This is a genomic window from Streptomyces sp. NPDC104313 (assembly GCF_055583985.1).
On sequence record NZ_JBVJMW010000015.1, the window covers coordinates 170452 to 185291 of the forward strand.

General features: G+C 68.8%; 13 protein-coding genes, 1 tRNA gene and 2 pseudogenes. 10 read left to right on the forward strand and 6 right to left on the reverse strand.

What is annotated here, in order from left to right; all coding sequences use genetic code 11:
* Positions 1-37 precede the first annotated feature (37 nt).
* Entirely contained in the window at positions 38-673 is a 636-nt protein-coding gene (locus ACZ60Q_RS29455) for a 5-formyltetrahydrofolate cyclo-ligase (RefSeq protein WP_469640540.1), read from the reverse strand.
* Positions 674-736: 63 nt separating this feature from the next.
* Here ACZ60Q_RS29455 and galU point away from each other — a divergent pair, with 63 nt between their 5' ends.
* The 7 genes from galU to ACZ60Q_RS29490 all read left to right on the forward strand — a co-directional run bounded on the left by galU (position 737) and on the right by ACZ60Q_RS29490 (position 6366).
* Complete coding sequence (galU, locus tag ACZ60Q_RS29460) at positions 737-1639, forward strand: UTP--glucose-1-phosphate uridylyltransferase GalU (protein ID WP_469640541.1); 903 nt, start codon at positions 737-739, stop codon at positions 1637-1639.
* A 4-nt stretch (positions 1640-1643) separates the two neighbouring features.
* Positions 1644-2954, forward strand: coding sequence for a molybdotransferase-like divisome protein Glp (glp, locus tag ACZ60Q_RS29465; RefSeq protein WP_469640543.1), 1311 nt, complete (start codon positions 1644-1646; stop codon positions 2952-2954).
* A 103-nt stretch (positions 2955-3057) separates the two neighbouring features.
* On the forward strand, positions 3058-3558 hold the full coding sequence (gene moaC, locus ACZ60Q_RS29470; protein WP_469640545.1) for a cyclic pyranopterin monophosphate synthase MoaC: 501 nt from the start codon (positions 3058-3060) through the stop codon (positions 3556-3558).
* A gap of 98 nt (positions 3559-3656) precedes the next feature.
* On the forward strand, positions 3657-4157 hold the full coding sequence (locus ACZ60Q_RS29475; protein ID WP_469640583.1) for a MogA/MoaB family molybdenum cofactor biosynthesis protein: 501 nt from the start codon (positions 3657-3659) through the stop codon (positions 4155-4157).
* A gap of 17 nt (positions 4158-4174) precedes the next feature.
* Positions 4175-4804 carry a GNAT family N-acetyltransferase gene (locus ACZ60Q_RS29480; protein ID WP_469640585.1) on the forward strand — a complete coding sequence of 210 codons (630 nt, stop codon included), beginning with the start codon at positions 4175-4177 and terminating at the stop codon, positions 4802-4804.
* 157 nt (positions 4805-4961) lie between these two features.
* Entirely contained in the window at positions 4962-6173 is a 1212-nt protein-coding gene (gene sepX / locus ACZ60Q_RS29485) for a divisome protein SepX/GlpR (RefSeq protein WP_469640547.1), read from the forward strand.
* Positions 6174-6292: 119 nt separating this feature from the next.
* Positions 6293-6366, forward strand: a tRNA-Ala gene (locus tag ACZ60Q_RS29490).
* 253 nt (positions 6367-6619) lie between these two features.
* Here ACZ60Q_RS29490 and ACZ60Q_RS29495 read toward each other — a convergent pair.
* On the reverse strand, positions 6620-8383 hold the full coding sequence (locus ACZ60Q_RS29495; protein ID WP_469640549.1) for a hypothetical protein: 1764 nt from the start codon (positions 8381-8383) through the stop codon (positions 6620-6622).
* The gene (locus tag ACZ60Q_RS29500) at positions 8380-9291 is read right to left on the reverse strand and encodes a hypothetical protein (RefSeq protein ID WP_469640551.1); all 912 of its coding nucleotides are present in this window, start codon (positions 9289-9291) and stop codon (positions 8380-8382) included. The genes ACZ60Q_RS29495 and ACZ60Q_RS29500 overlap by 4 nt, the downstream gene beginning before the upstream one ends.
* 51 nt (positions 9292-9342) lie before the next feature.
* Here ACZ60Q_RS29500 and ACZ60Q_RS29505 point away from each other — a divergent pair, with 51 nt between their 5' ends.
* On the forward strand, positions 9343-9702 hold the full coding sequence (locus tag ACZ60Q_RS29505) for a helix-turn-helix domain-containing protein (protein ID WP_469640553.1): 360 nt from the start codon (positions 9343-9345) through the stop codon (positions 9700-9702).
* Positions 9703-9915: 213 nt separating this feature from the next.
* Here the strand turns inward: ACZ60Q_RS29505 and ACZ60Q_RS29510 are convergent, their stop codons facing one another.
* Both ACZ60Q_RS29510 and ACZ60Q_RS29515 read right to left on the reverse strand, forming a co-directional pair.
* On the reverse strand, positions 9916-10575 hold the full coding sequence (locus ACZ60Q_RS29510; protein ID WP_469640555.1) for a hypothetical protein: 660 nt from the start codon (positions 10573-10575) through the stop codon (positions 9916-9918).
* 909 nt (positions 10576-11484) lie between these two features.
* Positions 11485-12277: pseudogene (locus ACZ60Q_RS29515) on the reverse strand (IS5 family transposase).
* 414 nt (positions 12278-12691) lie between these two features.
* Between ACZ60Q_RS29515 and ACZ60Q_RS29520 the strand changes: the two are divergent.
* A complete protein-coding gene (locus tag ACZ60Q_RS29520) occupies positions 12692-13888 on the forward strand; it encodes an NAD(P)/FAD-dependent oxidoreductase (protein ID WP_469640556.1) in 1197 nt (398 codons plus the stop codon).
* Positions 13889-13980: 92 nt separating this feature from the next.
* Positions 13981-14444 (forward strand): annotated as a pseudogene (locus ACZ60Q_RS29525) (transposase family protein); the annotation flags it as partial.
* A gap of 25 nt (positions 14445-14469) precedes the next feature.
* Here the strand turns inward: ACZ60Q_RS29525 and ACZ60Q_RS29530 are convergent.
* Positions 14470-14840: integrase core domain-containing protein (locus ACZ60Q_RS29530; RefSeq protein WP_469640558.1), on the reverse strand; the 371-nt coding region annotated here is incomplete at its 5' end.

The following is a 14840-nucleotide window of genomic DNA, read 5'->3' on the forward strand; positions in this document are numbered from 1 at the left end:
CGCGTGAGCTACAAGGGGCTTCGGTCCGCAGAGGGACTCATGAAGCGAAGCGCCGCGCTCCGGCCGGCGTGACCACCGCGTCCACGGGGTGATCGTGCGGTTCCGAGGGGACCCGCGTGACCACCTCGTCGTCGTACAGGAGCACGACGAGCGAAGGGTGCGCCCCGGCGGCCGTCAGCCGGGCCAGCACCCGGTCGTAGCTGCCGCCGCCCCGCCCCAGCCGCATCCCGGCCCCGTCCACCGCGAGACCGGGCAGCAGCACGGCCCCGGCTTCCAGGACGGCGGCGGGGCCCAGGCGTGGGCCGTCCGGCTCAAGGAGCCCCCGCCCGGCCGGGAGCAGGTGCTCCGGGCCCCCGTAGGCCGCCCAGTCCAGATCGTTGTCGGCCAGGAGGACCGGCAGCAGCACGCGGACGCCCCGCCCGCGTAGCGCCTCCAGGAGGGCGCGGGTGCCCGGTTCGCGTCCCACGGAGACGTACGCGGCGACCGTACGGGCGTCGGCCAGTTCGGGCAGGCGCAGAGCCACCTGGGCAAGAACCGCGGCCGTTCGGACGGCGTCCTCCTTGGTCAGGAGGGCCCGCGCGGCGAGCAGTTCGCGCCGCAGGGAGCTCTTCGCGGACGCCTTTCCGGACTTGTCGGTGTTCAATAGCGACTCGCACGATTCTCGTATGGGCATATTTAAGGACGAAGTTAACCGGAATATCAGCTTCCGGCCGTGTGGAGCCGTTAAGGTCTGCACATGACTCAGTCGCACCCCAGGATCAGCAAGGCCGTCATCCCGGCAGCAGGTCTCGGCACCCGGTTCCTGCCCGCCACGAAGGCCACTCCCAAAGAGATGCTGCCTGTCGTCGACAAGCCGGCCATCCAGTATGTCGTCGAAGAGGCCGTGGCCGCGGGTCTCTCCGACGTGCTGATGATCACCGGCCGCAACAAGCGTCCCCTCGAGGACCACTTCGACCGCAACTACGAGCTGGAGTCCGCGCTCACCCGCAAGGGCGACGCCGAACGCCTCGCCAAGGTCCAGGAGTCCAGCGACCTGGCCACCATGCACTACGTGCGACAGGGCGACCCCCGCGGCCTCGGACACGCCGTGCTGTGCGCCGCCCCGCACGTGGGCGACCAGCCCTTCGCGGTGCTCCTCGGCGACGACCTGATCGACCCGCGCGACGCGCTGCTGGCCCGGATGGTCGAGGTCCAGGAGCGTGAGGGCGGCAGCGTCATCGCGCTGATGGAGGTCGAGCCCTCGCAGATCCACCTCTACGGCTGCGCCGCCGCGGACGCCACCGTCGACGCCGACGTGGTCCGCATCACCGACCTGGTCGAGAAGCCGGACCCGGCCGACGCCCCCAGCAACCTCGCCATCATCGGCCGGTACGTCCTGGACCCCGCGGTCTTCGACATACTGCGACACACCGAGCCGGGCCGCGGCGGCGAGATCCAGCTCACCGACGCCCTCCAGCTGCTCGCCGCGGACGAGAAGATCGGTGGCCCCGTGCACGGCGTCGTCTTCAAGGGCCGCCGCTATGACACCGGCGACCGCAGCGACTATCTGCGCGCCATTGTCAGACTGGCGTGTGAACGTGAAGACCTGGGGCCGGACTTCCGGACCTGGCTGCGCAAGTACGTCGCTGAGGAGATGTAACCCCGTGAGCAGCACGATCTGGTCGGTGGACGGGCATCTGGACGACATCCTCGCCGCGGTGAGGCCGCTGGAGCCCATCGAGTTGCAGCTGCCGGACGCCCAGGGCTGTGTCCTCGTCAAGGACGTCGTCGTGGAGGTGGCCCTGCCGCCTTTCGACAACAGCTCCATGGACGGTTACGCGGTCCGGATCGCCGACGTCGAGGGCGCCAGCGAGGAGTTCCCCGCGGTCCTCACGGTCATCGGCGACGTCGCCGCGGGCAGTGCGGGGCTCGCCGACGACCAGGTCGTGGGACCGGGACAGGCCGCCCGCATCATGACGGGTGCGCCGCTGCCCGCCGGTGCGGAGGCCGTGGTCCCGGTCGAGTGGACCGACGGTGGTACGGGCGGGGGCCCGGCCGCCGCCATGCGCGCCCACAGCGACGCGCCCGAGGACGCCACCGGCGCCGTCAGGGTGCACCGGCCCGTCGTGGCCGGCGCCCATGTGCGCGAACGCGGCAGCGATGTCAAGCCGGGCGATCTCGCCCTGGCCGCCGGGGCGGTCGTCGGCCCGCCGCAGATCGGGCTGCTCGCGGCGATCGGCTGCGCCACCGTGGTCGTACGGCCCCGTCCCCGCGTGGTCGTCCTGTCCACCGGCAGTGAACTGGTCCAGCCCGGCGAGCAGCTGACCAGCGGCCAGATCTACGACTCCAACAGCTTCGCGCTGACGGCCGCCGCCCGGGATGCCGGAGCCATCGCCTACCGGGTGGGCGCGGTCGCCGACGACGCCGAGACACTGCGCGCCGCGATCGAGGACCAGCTGATCCGCGCGGACATCGTCGTCACCACGGGCGGTGTCAGTGTCGGCGCGTACGACGTGGTCAAGGAGGCGCTGTCCTCCGTCGGGGACGAGGACGAGCCGGGCGGCGGGGTCGAGTTCCGCGAGCTCGCCATGCAGCCCGGCAAGCCGCAGGGCTTCGGCTCGATCGGCCCGGACCACACCCCGCTGCTGGCCCTGCCGGGCAACCCGGTCTCCGCTTACGTCTCCTTCGAGTTGTTCGTCCGCCCCGCCATCCGCGCCCTGATGGGCCTCACCGACGTGCGCCGACCCACGGCACGCGCCCGGCTCAGCGCCGACAAGGCGCTCACCTCGCCGGACGGTCGCCGACAGTTCCTGCGCGGCCGTCACGACGCGGAGGCGGGCACGGTCACTCCGGTCGGCGGTTCCGGTTCGCATCTGATCGCCGCGCTCGCGCGGGCGGACGCGCTGATCGTGGTGGCCGAGGACGTCACCTCGGTCGAGCCCGGCACGGAGACGGACGTGATCCTGCTCGGCTGACCGCCGCCCGGTGGCGGTACGGTATCTGCCGCCGTGCCTTCCGGGGGGACACCCTCCGGTTCCCCGAGGCGTAACCGGCGCCCCTACCGCTAGGCGGAGTGAGTTGAGTACGCAGAACAGGCTGACGCACATCGACGAGGCGGGCGCGGCCCGCATGGTCGACGTGTCGGAGAAGGACGTCACCGCCCGCGTCGCCCGCGCCGCCGGCCGGGTGCTCGTCTCGCCGCGCGTGATCGAGCTGCTGCGCGGTGAGGGAGTCCCCAAGGGCGACGCCCTCGCCACCGCCCGGATCGCCGGGATCATGGGGGCCAAGCGCACCCCGGACCTGATTCCGCTCTGCCATCCGCTGGCTGTTTCCGGCGTGAAGGTCGATCTGAGTGTGGCCGACGACGCGGTGGAGATCACGGCCACCGTGAAGACGACCGACCGCACGGGCGTCGAGATGGAGGCCCTGACCGCGGTCTCGGTGGCGGCCCTCACGGTGGTCGACATGGTCAAGGCCGTCGACAAGGGCGCGGTGATCACCGACGTACGGGTCGAGGCGAAGTCGGGCGGCACGTCCGGCGACTACCGGCGCACCGCGCCGGAGGGAACGGACACGTGACGGCGCCCGGGTCGGGCACCACCGGCCATGAGCAGCGCACGCCGGGGGCGGGCACCCCCGGCCACGGGCGGAGGGCGGCCGAGCCCGCCGGCGTCGCGCTGCCCCGCGCGTACACCGCGCTCGTCGTCACCGCCTCCAACCGGGCATCCGCCGGGGTGTACGCGGACAGGGGCGGTCCGCTGATCGCCGAAGGGCTGACCGGCCTCGGCTTCACGGTCGACGGCCCGCAGGTCGTTCCGGACGGCGACCCGGTCGAGGCGGCCCTGCGCGCCGGCGTCGCCGCCGGGTACGACGTGATCGTCACCACCGGCGGTACGGGTATCTCGCCCACCGATGCCACTCCCGAGGCCACCCGTCGCGTCCTCGACCACGAGATCCCCGGCATCCCGGAGGCGATCCGGGCCGAGGGCCTGGCCAAGGTCCCGACCGCCGCTCTCTCCCGGGGCCTCGCGGGTGTGGCCTCCGGCACCTTGATCGTCAACCTCCCCGGCTCCACCGGAGGGGTGAAGGACGGGCTCGCGGTCCTCGGCCGGCTCGTGGTGCACGCCGTCGACCAGCTCCGCGGTGGCGACCACCCCCGACCGGGGAGCCCGAGCTGAACATCGTGACCTGGCCGGTGACGCTGACCGACGGCGAGATCGTCCTGCGCCCGATAAAGATGCGTGACCAGCGGATGTGGCGCGAGGTCAACCGGCGCAACCGTGACTGGCTGCGCCCGTGGGAGGCGACCGTCCCACCACCCGCCCCCGGCGGTCCGATGGCGCAGCGCCCCACGTACCGGCAGATGGTGCGCCATCTGCGCGCCGAGGCGAACGCGGGGCGGATGCTGCCGTTCGCCATCGAGTACGAGGGCCGGCTGGTCGGCCAGCTCACCGTCGCGGGGATCACCTGGGGCTCGATGTGCTCCGGTCACATCGGCTACTGGGTCGATCAGAGCGTCGCCGGGCGGGGGGTCATGCCGACGGCAGTGGCCCTCGCCGCGGACCACTGCTTCCGTGCCGTGGGCCTGCACCGCATCGAGGTCTGCATTCGCCCGGAGAACCGGCCCAGCCGCAGGGTGGTGGAGAAACTCGGATTCCGTTCGGAGGGCGTGCGCCCGCGCTATCTCCACATCGACGGCGCCTGGCGCGATCATCTGATCTTCGCTCTGACCGCCGAGGAAGTGCCCGATGGGATGCTCCGGCGCTGGCGACGGTCGCGCCCCGTGTCGCCGCGAGGCCCTGAACCGTCCGGCGAAATAAAATAGATGTTCGAATTTGATCGCCGGGCGACCACATTGGATCGGGCTAACGGCGGCCACTGATCCGAAACATTCACAAAAAAGTCCGTGATATTGGCCGGATCGTGCGACACACCGGGCCAATTGGCGGATCCCTCCGCGCAAACCCCTCTACGGTGAGAGCGTGAGCAGCAGCGGCCTCATCTACGCAGTCATCGTCGGGGCCTGGGCCGCCTACTTGGTGCCGATGTGGCTCCGCAGGCAGGACGAGCTCAACGAGGCTCGTCCGACCGAACGCTTCAGCACCGCCATCCGGCTGCTGTCCGGACGAGCGGCGATGGAGCGGCGGTACGCCAAGGAGTTGCGGGAGCGCACCGCCGAGGAGGCGGCGCCCGACGTCGACCCGGACCGGGAAACGGACCGTATGGAATCCGTGGACGTCCGGGCCTTCGCCGCGCCTCCGGCGCATACGGAGGCCAGGCTGGCCGACCCGGCGCATGCGCCCGAGCGCGCCCCGGACCGCCAGACCTCCGACCGCCCGGCGCACGAACGGCGGGCGGGGCATCAGCCGTCGGGCCGTCAGGCGCAGGAGCGCCGGTCCGGCGAGCACCCCGCGGAACACGTGCCCCCCGCCCGGCGGCGCCCCCCCTCCGGCGCGGCCGACGCGGAGCGGGCCCGGCGCGCCCAGCGCTCCCAGGTCCTGGCCCGGCGCAGGCGGACCACCGTCGTCCTCTTCCTGGCCTTCACCCTCGGAGCGGTCGTCGCGGCGGTCGGTGGCCTCGGCTTCCTGTGGGCGCCCGCCGCCCCGGCCGTGCTGCTGAGCACGTACATCGTGCATCTGCGCGCCCAGGAACGCCGGCGGTTCGCCTTCACCATGGACCGCCGCCGGGCCGAGGTCGCGGCACAGCGACTCCGCGAGAACCGCCCCCGCAGGCACCAGCCCGCCGCCCCCGTCCCCGCCGAGCCCGACGACGACTCCGAAGCCCACCACCTGGAGTCGGAGCCGACGCCCACGGTCTCCCCGCAGGAGGCGGGCCGCCGCGCCCTCGTCGAGCAGACGGACCACGCGGAGTGGGTGGACCAGCAGCGTGAGCGCGGCCGTGTCCAGGGCGACAGCTGGGAGCCCGTTCCCGTACCGCTGCCCACCTATGTCACGGCGCCCGTCGCCCCGCGGGCCACGGGCGGCGTGGAGGTCAACGACCCGGAGACCTGGAGTGCGGCCCGCTCCAGCACCGCCGAGCCCACCCAGACGGGTACGTCGCACCCGACGGCCTCCGCGGTCGACCCGGCCCCGCGCCAGCGCGCGAACCAGTCCCGTCGCAGCCGCGACCGGGGCCGGACCCCGCTCTTCGACCAGTACGACGACGAGGACCGGCCGCGTGCGGCCAACGAGTGAGGCGGGTGGGTCCCGGGGGCCGGGCCCTCGGTGCTTCCGGGGACCCCGACACCGCTGACCAGCGGAGGAACGGATTTCCAAGCACCCCCGTGAGAGTGCTAGAGTTTCACACGTCGCAAGGGCCTGTGGCGCAGTCTGGTAGCGCACCTCGTTCGCATCGAGGGGGTCTGGGGTTCAAATCCCCACAGGTCCACAACGGGCCGTTCACGAGTTAGCTCGTGAAGGGTTCACGAAATCCCGTTCAGTTACTTCAACTGGACGGGATTTCGTGGTTTTCAGGCTTGGTACGACGCGGGTGCCGCTCGGGGAAGCCCGGTTTGGCGCCGTGGGCATGGTGAGCGGAGCTGGCTGTGGTGGTGCGGGCATGGCGAAGCGGCCGCAGGACTCGGGTGGTCCTGCGGCGCGCTGACGGCTATGTGGGTGTGCCTGCTTCGCCGACGCCGCTTTTACGGTTCGGGCGGCGGGGCGGAGTTGTCTGTCCTTTGCTCCTTGACAGGGTCCTCGTACGGGTCCGGGGTTTTGGGGATGTCGCCGAGGGTGTAGTTCTCTTCCTTCCACAGGCGCTGGTCGCGCAGGAAGGACTCGATGGTCCTCAGGTTCTCGACCATGAGCTGAATGGCGCTGAGGAGGGTCTGAGCGACGCGGCCTCGGCTCTGCCGCTTCTCGCGGGAGTGCAGAAACGTGTCGACGGTCTTGGCACGGCCGTTGAGTCCCTCGACGTGGCTACGCAGGCTGCGGTAGGCACGCTGCCAGGCTTCCCGTCCCCAGGGCAGGTCCTGGCGGAGCTTGGGCATGATGTCGACCGGCACGGTGATCGTGGACTGCTGGCAGATAGCCGGACGCTGGTGGGCGGGCCGTTCCGGTGGGCGCACGGTCGGCCTGGCGTCCGGATGGGCCTGCCTGGCCCGGCGATTGGTCAGATCGATGGTGGGGGGCTTCACCCGGGCGGGACGGCGCGGAGTGTGGCCGCGGCGCCGGTGGGCGCCGGAGGTGTCGCGTTCTTGTGCCCAGGGGCAGGTGACGCGGGGGCTGGTACCGGCGGCGGGGCACTGGCGGCGTTCCAGACCACGGTGGTCGGCGGACTGCTTAAGCGGCAGGACATAGGAGTCCGCTTCCAGCATCTCGGGCAGGAGTTCTTCGCGGGTCTTGCTCTGCTTGGCTGCGGCCATGCGGTGGTAGGTGTCGATGATCCGCTGGGGAGTGTGAGGGCAGAGCAGGTCGCCCGCGATGGCGACGGTGCCCTCGACGGCGTTCTTCTCCTTGCGGACCATGGTGGTCTTGTAGTCGAGGACCGGTTTGTAGCCGACGGCCCGAACGGGGTCGTGGAAGTTCTCGACCTTGGCACCGGAGTAGGCGAGGTCACCGGCCAGGAATCCCTGGACGGGCCACAGACGCTTGACGATCTGGAGCAGGCGTACGGCCTGAGGACCGATCTGCTTGCCGGGTGTGTGCATGGACATGCCCATGCACAGCTGGGGGTAGCGACCGGCGAGGGACGGTTCGGTGTGACCGGCGACCAGCAGTGTGGCGCTGTAGCCGAAGGTCTGGTGGCCGCCGCCGGAGACGTGGACACCCGCGCTCACTTCGAGCGAGGCGCGGCGCTTCGTACTGTGGCGAGCCCAGGTGGGAATGGCGGTGGCGTCCACCGACAGGTCACCGGCCCAGTCGTCCATCAGGCCGCGGGCAACGGCGGTGCGTACAGGCGTGAGCACCAGCTTGTTGGCGATCCGCGACAGGACAGGAGTCGAGTCGTGGTGCTTGCGGTGCAGCCAGGCACGCCGGTAGACGACGGCCTGATCGCGCGGCATACGGGTTCGGCGGTCGTGGCGGGCCGGGTCCAGAACCGTCGTGATGCGCGACCAGGCATCGTAGAAACGCTTCGCCGACGCACGCGTCGCCTCCACGTTCGTACGGTCGACTTCCGCCAGCCCGAAGTACTTCATCCAGGGCTTGCGCAGACGGAACTGCATGCACTCCCAGGCGTCGTCCACGTTGGTGCTGCGCAACTCTCGTGCCGCCAGCACCATGCCGACCAGTACGGTCTCCGACAGAAGTCCGCGCGGGCCGGGGCGTCGCGTTTCCAGCACCGTGAGTTCGTCCAGGACTCCGCTGGCCCGGACGAGGTCGACGACCTGCCGCACCAGTCGGTCGTTCAGCTGGGACGGGTGCGGTGAGGGAGCGGGCCTGTGCTGCCCGCCGCGGCGCTTCACGCCCAGCCCCGCAGCATGCGCACGGCGGCATCCCGAGAGATCACCGGTACCCAGGCCATGTAGGGGGCGAGCGCGGCGGTCGTCTTCATGCCTGCCGCACGGGCCACCAGATCGGCCGGCACGCGGTCGCGCAGCAGAGACACGATCCAGGTGGCGCGCAGGCGTCGGGTGTCCAGGGCAGGAATCTTCGGGTCGCCGGGCTTGGTGCGTTTGACCCAGTTACTGATGGCGTTCTTCGGGTAGGGGACCTGACGGTCGGGCGCGTACAGGTAGTTGTCCCCGGCGGTCCGGGCGAGTGCGGCGAGCGTCTCCTCCCACAGCGAGCGGCACACGATGAGCCGGTCGGTGTCCGGGACGTGAACGACGACGGCGTCGCTGGGCAGAACGTGGATGTCGGTGCCGCGCACGGTGAGGATCTCTTTGGGTGCCAGGCCGCACCCGGCGCCGAGTGCCAGCAGTGCCTTGCCGTTGCCCCGGCCGGTGGGGACCGGCGGCAGATTGTCGGACCAGACGTCCAGACGGGTCAGGTCGCTGGTGCCGTAGGGCTCGGCGCGGGAGCGGTCACCACTCAGGTGGGGGCGGGGGGCTTCACCACGTTCGACCCAGATGAGGGTCTCCCGGACGCGGGCCAGGATCGAGGCGTAGGTCTGCGTGCTGTTCGGGGCGATGTCGGTATTCAGCAACAGGGAACGGGTGATGGTGGCCTGCTCCAGCCAGACAGCCGGATCGCGCGCCAGGCCCGCGCGCTCGGCGCTGACGGCGAGGGTCGCCATCACGCCCAGCACGGTGGTGAGCCGGTAGGGAACGTGGTCGGCGACGGTTGCGACGACCATCCGCACACCGTCGGCCACCGACTCCCACTCGGGAGGGGCGTCCTTGGGGCGGTACCGCAGGATTGCCTGACTCATCTCGGTCTCCAGCGCGATGCACCACGAATATCGGCTGAACAAATAGCCGCATTGTTCGACATAGTGCACATCAACCTGGAGGAGCGCATCTCGATGCCCGGTGGCACCCAGCGCAGTACGACGCCGAGGGACCTGGCCGCGGACCCGGACGCTTGGCCCAACGCGGTCATGGCCGACCATCCGCAGGCTCGGATCGTCCAGGCGCTCGCACGCACTCTCAGGGAGAGACTGGAGGAGCAGGGGCTGAGCCTGCGGCAGGCCGCTGCCCTCACGGGGGTCAACCGACAGGCGATCGTCAATCTGCTCAGCGGAATCAGCTGGCCCGACGTCGTCACCGTGAGCTTGCTGGAGGACGGGCTGGACGCCGCGCTGTGGCCGGGGTCTGTGAACCCCGCCTCGAAGGAATGCTGATGAATTCGGCGGTGCAGCTGGCACGAAGGCCTACTTTCCATGCCATTGATTGGTGAAATGGCATACAGAACTAGGCCACGCGGTCCCAGTGGACGTGCAGTCGATTAGACTGGGACACACGTGAACCATGATCAGGGGCACGTACGGTGCCGCCGGACTCCACTCCGGCGGCACCACCCCTCTCACATATCTGATCAGAGGCGCGTATCTAGGTCAGGCAGCCTCGGCTTTCGGGGCTGCTGGCAGGTCCCGGGCCACTGCGTAGGTGGCGGTGGCGACCTTCTCCACGCGCCCCTTGCCGACCAGCCGGTTGAGCGCGGTGCGCACGTCCTCGCTGGGGCGCTTGGAATTTCCGAGCTTCTCCGTGCGCCCCTTGGCCCGAATAAGGTCGATGGTCTCGAGGACCTCATCGACGTGCATGGCGCGGTCGGAGGTGGCGAGGATCGTCATGACGAAGTCCTGCAAGCTGTTGGACTCGTCGTCCTGGAGCTGGTCCAGTGGCGCTGGCGCGTCGCTCGGCTGCTGCGAGTGCCCCTCGGGATCTCGGCTCTGCTGTGGTACGGAGAACTCGGGTGCCGCGATCCGCGACGCGGGGAACGCGGGGTCAGGGCTCTGCGGCGCCGTGTGGTCCGGTTGCGCAGCGACTCCGAGCCCAGGAAGGCGGGCCTCGACGAACTGGTACATCGTCTCGGCCTGCTCCAAACCGTGCTCCTTGCTTGCGAGTCGATCTTGAAGTTCCGCGACTCGGCCGAGAGCCTGGGTAAGCTCATCGCGCAGCACGGCACAGTCCGCGCGCCGCTCGTCCCGGTCCTGGCGTATGAGAGCCAGTGCGTCGACGAGCAGGTCAGAGCGCCTTTCCGCTCCGTGCGCCATGTGACCTCCCGTGTCTGGCGTTGCCTACAGGCACACCCTACGGGGTCCGTCAGGCAAAACGGAATATGATCTTTCGTTCTGTAGGTATTGACGAGCACGTCGGTGTGGCTGCGGTCTTTGGGTGCCTTGCAGGCAAGCCTGGTCTTGACACCTGCAGCTGTGTGTGGGCCATCGTCGGCCCACGGGTCCTGGGGTTCCGGGAGCTTGCCGGAATGGAGCGAGCTCCCGACGCGCTGAGCGGCACGGGCCTACAAGCGCCGAACGGGGACGTTGCCCTTCTGTCGAATGGGGCAAATGCGCGAGATCGTCCAGTAAACCCACGCGGCTGGTTCGAAGGCAACCCTGAAGCGCTGGAATCCTGCCTGCACCGTATCTTGGACGGCTTGGCCCCACTCCTCGCTCAGTGCGCGAACTGACCCATGCTCCCCGAGATCGCAGCTCAACTCCCGCTTCGAATCCACGTGGCCCCTTCCGAACTGTGTCGAAGAACCGATGTGTGAGGCTCTGAGTGGACGTTAAGTCCGTTTCTGGTAGCGGCCTCGTCCGGGCTGGGTGAGGAAGCCTTGACGAGTGAGGCGTCCGAGGCGGCTGCGGGTGATGTTGACGGATGCTTCGTCGGTGGGCATGCCGAGGAGTTCGTGCAGCTCACGGGCTCGAAACACCTGGTCGGGGTACTGGTTGAAGCATTCACGATGGCCTGGTAGGCGGTGTTCGTCTCGGGCGGATCGGGGTCGCCTCCAGCGGGTGCGAGTTCGGCGATGACCTTGGCGGTGGTGGCCAGGTCCGCGAGTCGCGCTTCGGTCTCGGCCAGGACGACGGTCAAGTGCCGGATCTGGTCGCGTAGTTCGCCGGCCCGGGCGGTGGTCTCGTCGTGCTGGGCCTGGAGGGCGGCCAGGCGCGCGGTGACGTTCACACGGCCAGCCCGAGGGTGTCGCGCCAGGCGGGACTCGGTGTGGTGAGACGGCGGGCCATGTTCGCGATCGAGGCCCAGTAGACGCGGGAGGCGGAGGTGTCGGGCCGGTGGTCGTACTCACGGGCGAGGCGGCGGTGCGGCATCAACGTGCCGTTGACCTGCTCCACGAGCCACCGCTTGGGCTGCGGAATGAAGCCTTTGCCCTGGCCAGCCCGGTTGCAGCGGACGATCTCGACGTCGATGTCCAGCAGGGTGCCGTGGATTAAGGACCTTGTCCTTGCCCTGGTCCACCAGGGCCTTCTCCAGGCGGTTGCCGCACCGCTCGGCGGCCTGGTCGAGCAGGGCGGTGCCAGCGGCGTTGTCGTGGGCGGAGGCGGCCAGCACGACGACGCCGATGATCAGCCCCAAGGCGTCGACGGCCAGTCCCCGCTTGCGGCCCGACACCTTCTTGTGCGCGTCCAGTCCCGTCGTGGTCTTCGGGACACCCGCTGCGGCGCGGACGGACTGGGTGTCGATGATCACGAGGGACGGGTCCTCTAATCGCCGGGCCCTCCCCCTCACCTGGCAGCGCAGGAGTTCCTGGATCCGCTGGTCGAGCCCGTCCTGGCGCCACAGCGTGAAGTAGTAGGACACCGCCGACCAGGCCAGCGGGTCGTGGGGCAGATAGCGCCACTGGCAGCCCGTCCGGTTCTGGTAGAAGATTGCGTTCACGACTTCCCGCAGGTCGCAGGCCCCGGGATCACCAGTCGCCGACCGTGCCACCCGGTCCTGCTTCCAGGCCGTGATCATCGGCTGGATCAACGCCCACTGCTCGTCCGATATGTCGCTGGGGTGCGGCTCTCGCTCCGTGGCCCGAATTTAGCCATGAACATGACCATCGGAGGGTCAGCACGGCGATCAGTATCACGATCGAGCGATCACGAACCGAGGAAGATCGGACTTGACGTCCACTGAAGTCACACGGGTAAGGATCAAGCTGTCGCAGTTACTGGGCATGCTCGACAGCGGTCCGGGATGCAATGGGCAGGCAGCAACTACGCTTGAGGCCAGGCGCGTTGAAGGAGAGAGAAGATAATGCAACACGTAGTTGTCCTGGGTGGAAGCATCGCAGGGCTTGCCGCGGTGAGGTCTCTGCGGAGCGCCGGGGTTCGCGTCACGATTATCGAGCCGGATGACTTGGCGACTGGCACTGCCAGGAGGGGTGTGCCACAGAGCGATCAGCTCCACGCGTTGTTGGACATGGGGCGAACGCAGGCCGACCGTTGGTGGCCGGGGCTGACCCGGGGCCTAGCGGTTGACGGTGCGGTGCTGGGGTCGGGGAGCGAGATCCAGCTGTTTGTGGATGGCGTGCGCAAGGTCGATGTTCCAGGCAACGAGCTCATCGGAGTTAGCCGAACACTACTTGAGGAGCACATACGTCGGCTCACGCTCGCCGACGACTATGTCGAGGTGGTCGCCGGCAAGGCATTGGGGATCGTTGTGGATGGAGGGCGGGTTAACGGTGTCTGCTTACGCCTTGCCGGTTCGGATGAAGTGGAAACGCTGGAGGTAGACGCGGTCGTCGATGCGATGGGGCGGTCGAGTCGGCTGAGCACGTGGCTGGAGGAGGCGGGCTGGGGGGTGCCGCCGATCGACCGGATGCGGATTGATCTTGGTTACGCCACAGCTCGATTCCGCAGGGGAGGGGAACTGCCTGGTGTGATCGTGGCCCATCAGCTGCCGACGGTGACAGCCATGGCGGCTGAACAACCCGACACTGCGGCCATGGCTGCAGTTGAAGACGGTCAATGGATGGTCGTGATCGCCGCGTATGCTGACCGCCGTCCGACACGGGACAGCGGTGAGTTCGTCAAGCGGATGCGGGAACTGGACGCTGCCCCATTCGGAGTGGTGGCGGACGAGTGCGAGATGGTCGGCGACGTCCAGACGTACAGCATGGCGCATTCGCTGCGGCGGCGATGGTGGGCGATGGACCGGCTGCCCGGAGGCCTGTTCGTGGTCGGCGACGCGGTGGCCAGCTTCAACCCCGTGTACGGACAGGGCATGACCAGCGCACTCCTGCACGCATCCTGTTTGGCTGCGTACCTGCACAAGGGGGCGGGGCTTCATGAACCTGCCTGGGGGTACTTCAGCCATGTCAAGGTGGTCGTCGACGGCGCCTGGGAGGTCTCCACGCTCGCTGACCTGGCTCAACCGCACGTCACGGGTCCGTACCCTAGAGGCTATGAGCTGGCCCGACGGATGTCGGACTGGATATCTCGGGCCTCCACCACAGACTCCTGGGTGAACGAGAGGTTCCTGGACGTGGTGAATATGCGTCGGCGACCGGCTGATCTGAAGACAGCGCAATTCTGGTGGAGGGTCGCGCTCGCCATGCGCGAGCAGCGCCGTGGAAGATGACACAGGGAGTGACTGAACCTCTTTCATCCTGGGCTGTCGGGTGAACCCGGCCGGTCAGGGGCGGTGACGTGGCGAAGCCTCTCGTCGTTGGTGTGGTGATCTCACTCAACACGCCGACGGCCGGGGGGCTTCGTTGGTTCCGTATCCTTCCACGCTCGATGTCCCGCACGAGCTGGTCGAGCATGTCTCGTGGCTCATCTACGCCCGAAGGTGTGAACAAGGCACTCGTTGGCGGAAGTTGGACTGCTTCCAACAGGCCCTGTTCGCGCTCGCCCACCTGCGCAAGAACGAGACGTTCACGCAGCTCGGCGCCGGGTTCGGCATCTCCGAGGCGACAGCCTGGCGGTACGTGGACGAGACCGTCGATGTCCTTGCTGCCTGGGCACCTGGCCTGTCCGAGGCCCTGACCGGCCGGGGCGAGGACGACTTCGTGATCGTGGACGGCACTCTGATCCCCACAGACCGGATCGCGGCCGACGAGCCGTACTACTCCCAGAAACACAAGAAACACGGCATGAATGCGCAGGTCATCGCCGCACCCGACGGCACACCCCTGAACCGTTCCGGGTTCGGTAGAGACTTCAGATTGTGGTTGTGACCTGGGGTTTCGTGGTTGTGAGGTAGTAGTTGGTTTCGTATTCGGCGGGTGGGATGTGCCCGATTTCGCCGTGTAGTCGGCGGTGGCAGTACCAGTCGATCCACTCGGCAGTGGCGAGTTCGACCTGGGAAAGCGTCTTCCATGGGCGTCGGGGCTTGATCAGCTCGGTCTTGAACAGGCCGATCGTGCTCTCCATGAGGGCGTTGTCGTAGGCGTCGCCGACCGAGCCGATCGAGGCCGCGATACCGACGGCGTCCAGGTGCTCGGCGAGCCGGAAGCTCGTGTATTGCGACCCGGCATCGGAATGATGTATCAACTCGCCCCGCTGGTAAGTCTGTTCGTCGCGGTCACGTT

Bases quoted from the DNA above. Each gene is read 5' to 3' on its own strand.
- ACZ60Q_RS29455 (WP_469640540.1), bottom strand. From the start codon at position 673: ATGCCCATACGAGAATCGTGCGAGTCGCTATTGAACACCGACAAGTCC.
- galU (WP_469640541.1), top strand. From the start codon at position 737: ATGACTCAGTCGCACCCCAGGATCAGCAAGGCCGTCATCCCGGCAGCA.
- ACZ60Q_RS29500 (WP_469640551.1), bottom strand. From the start codon at position 9,291: ATGAGTCAGGCAATCCTGCGGTACCGCCCCAAGGACGCCCCTCCCGAG.
- ACZ60Q_RS29510 (WP_469640555.1), bottom strand. From the start codon at position 10,575: ATGGCGCACGGAGCGGAAAGGCGCTCTGACCTGCTCGTCGACGCACTG.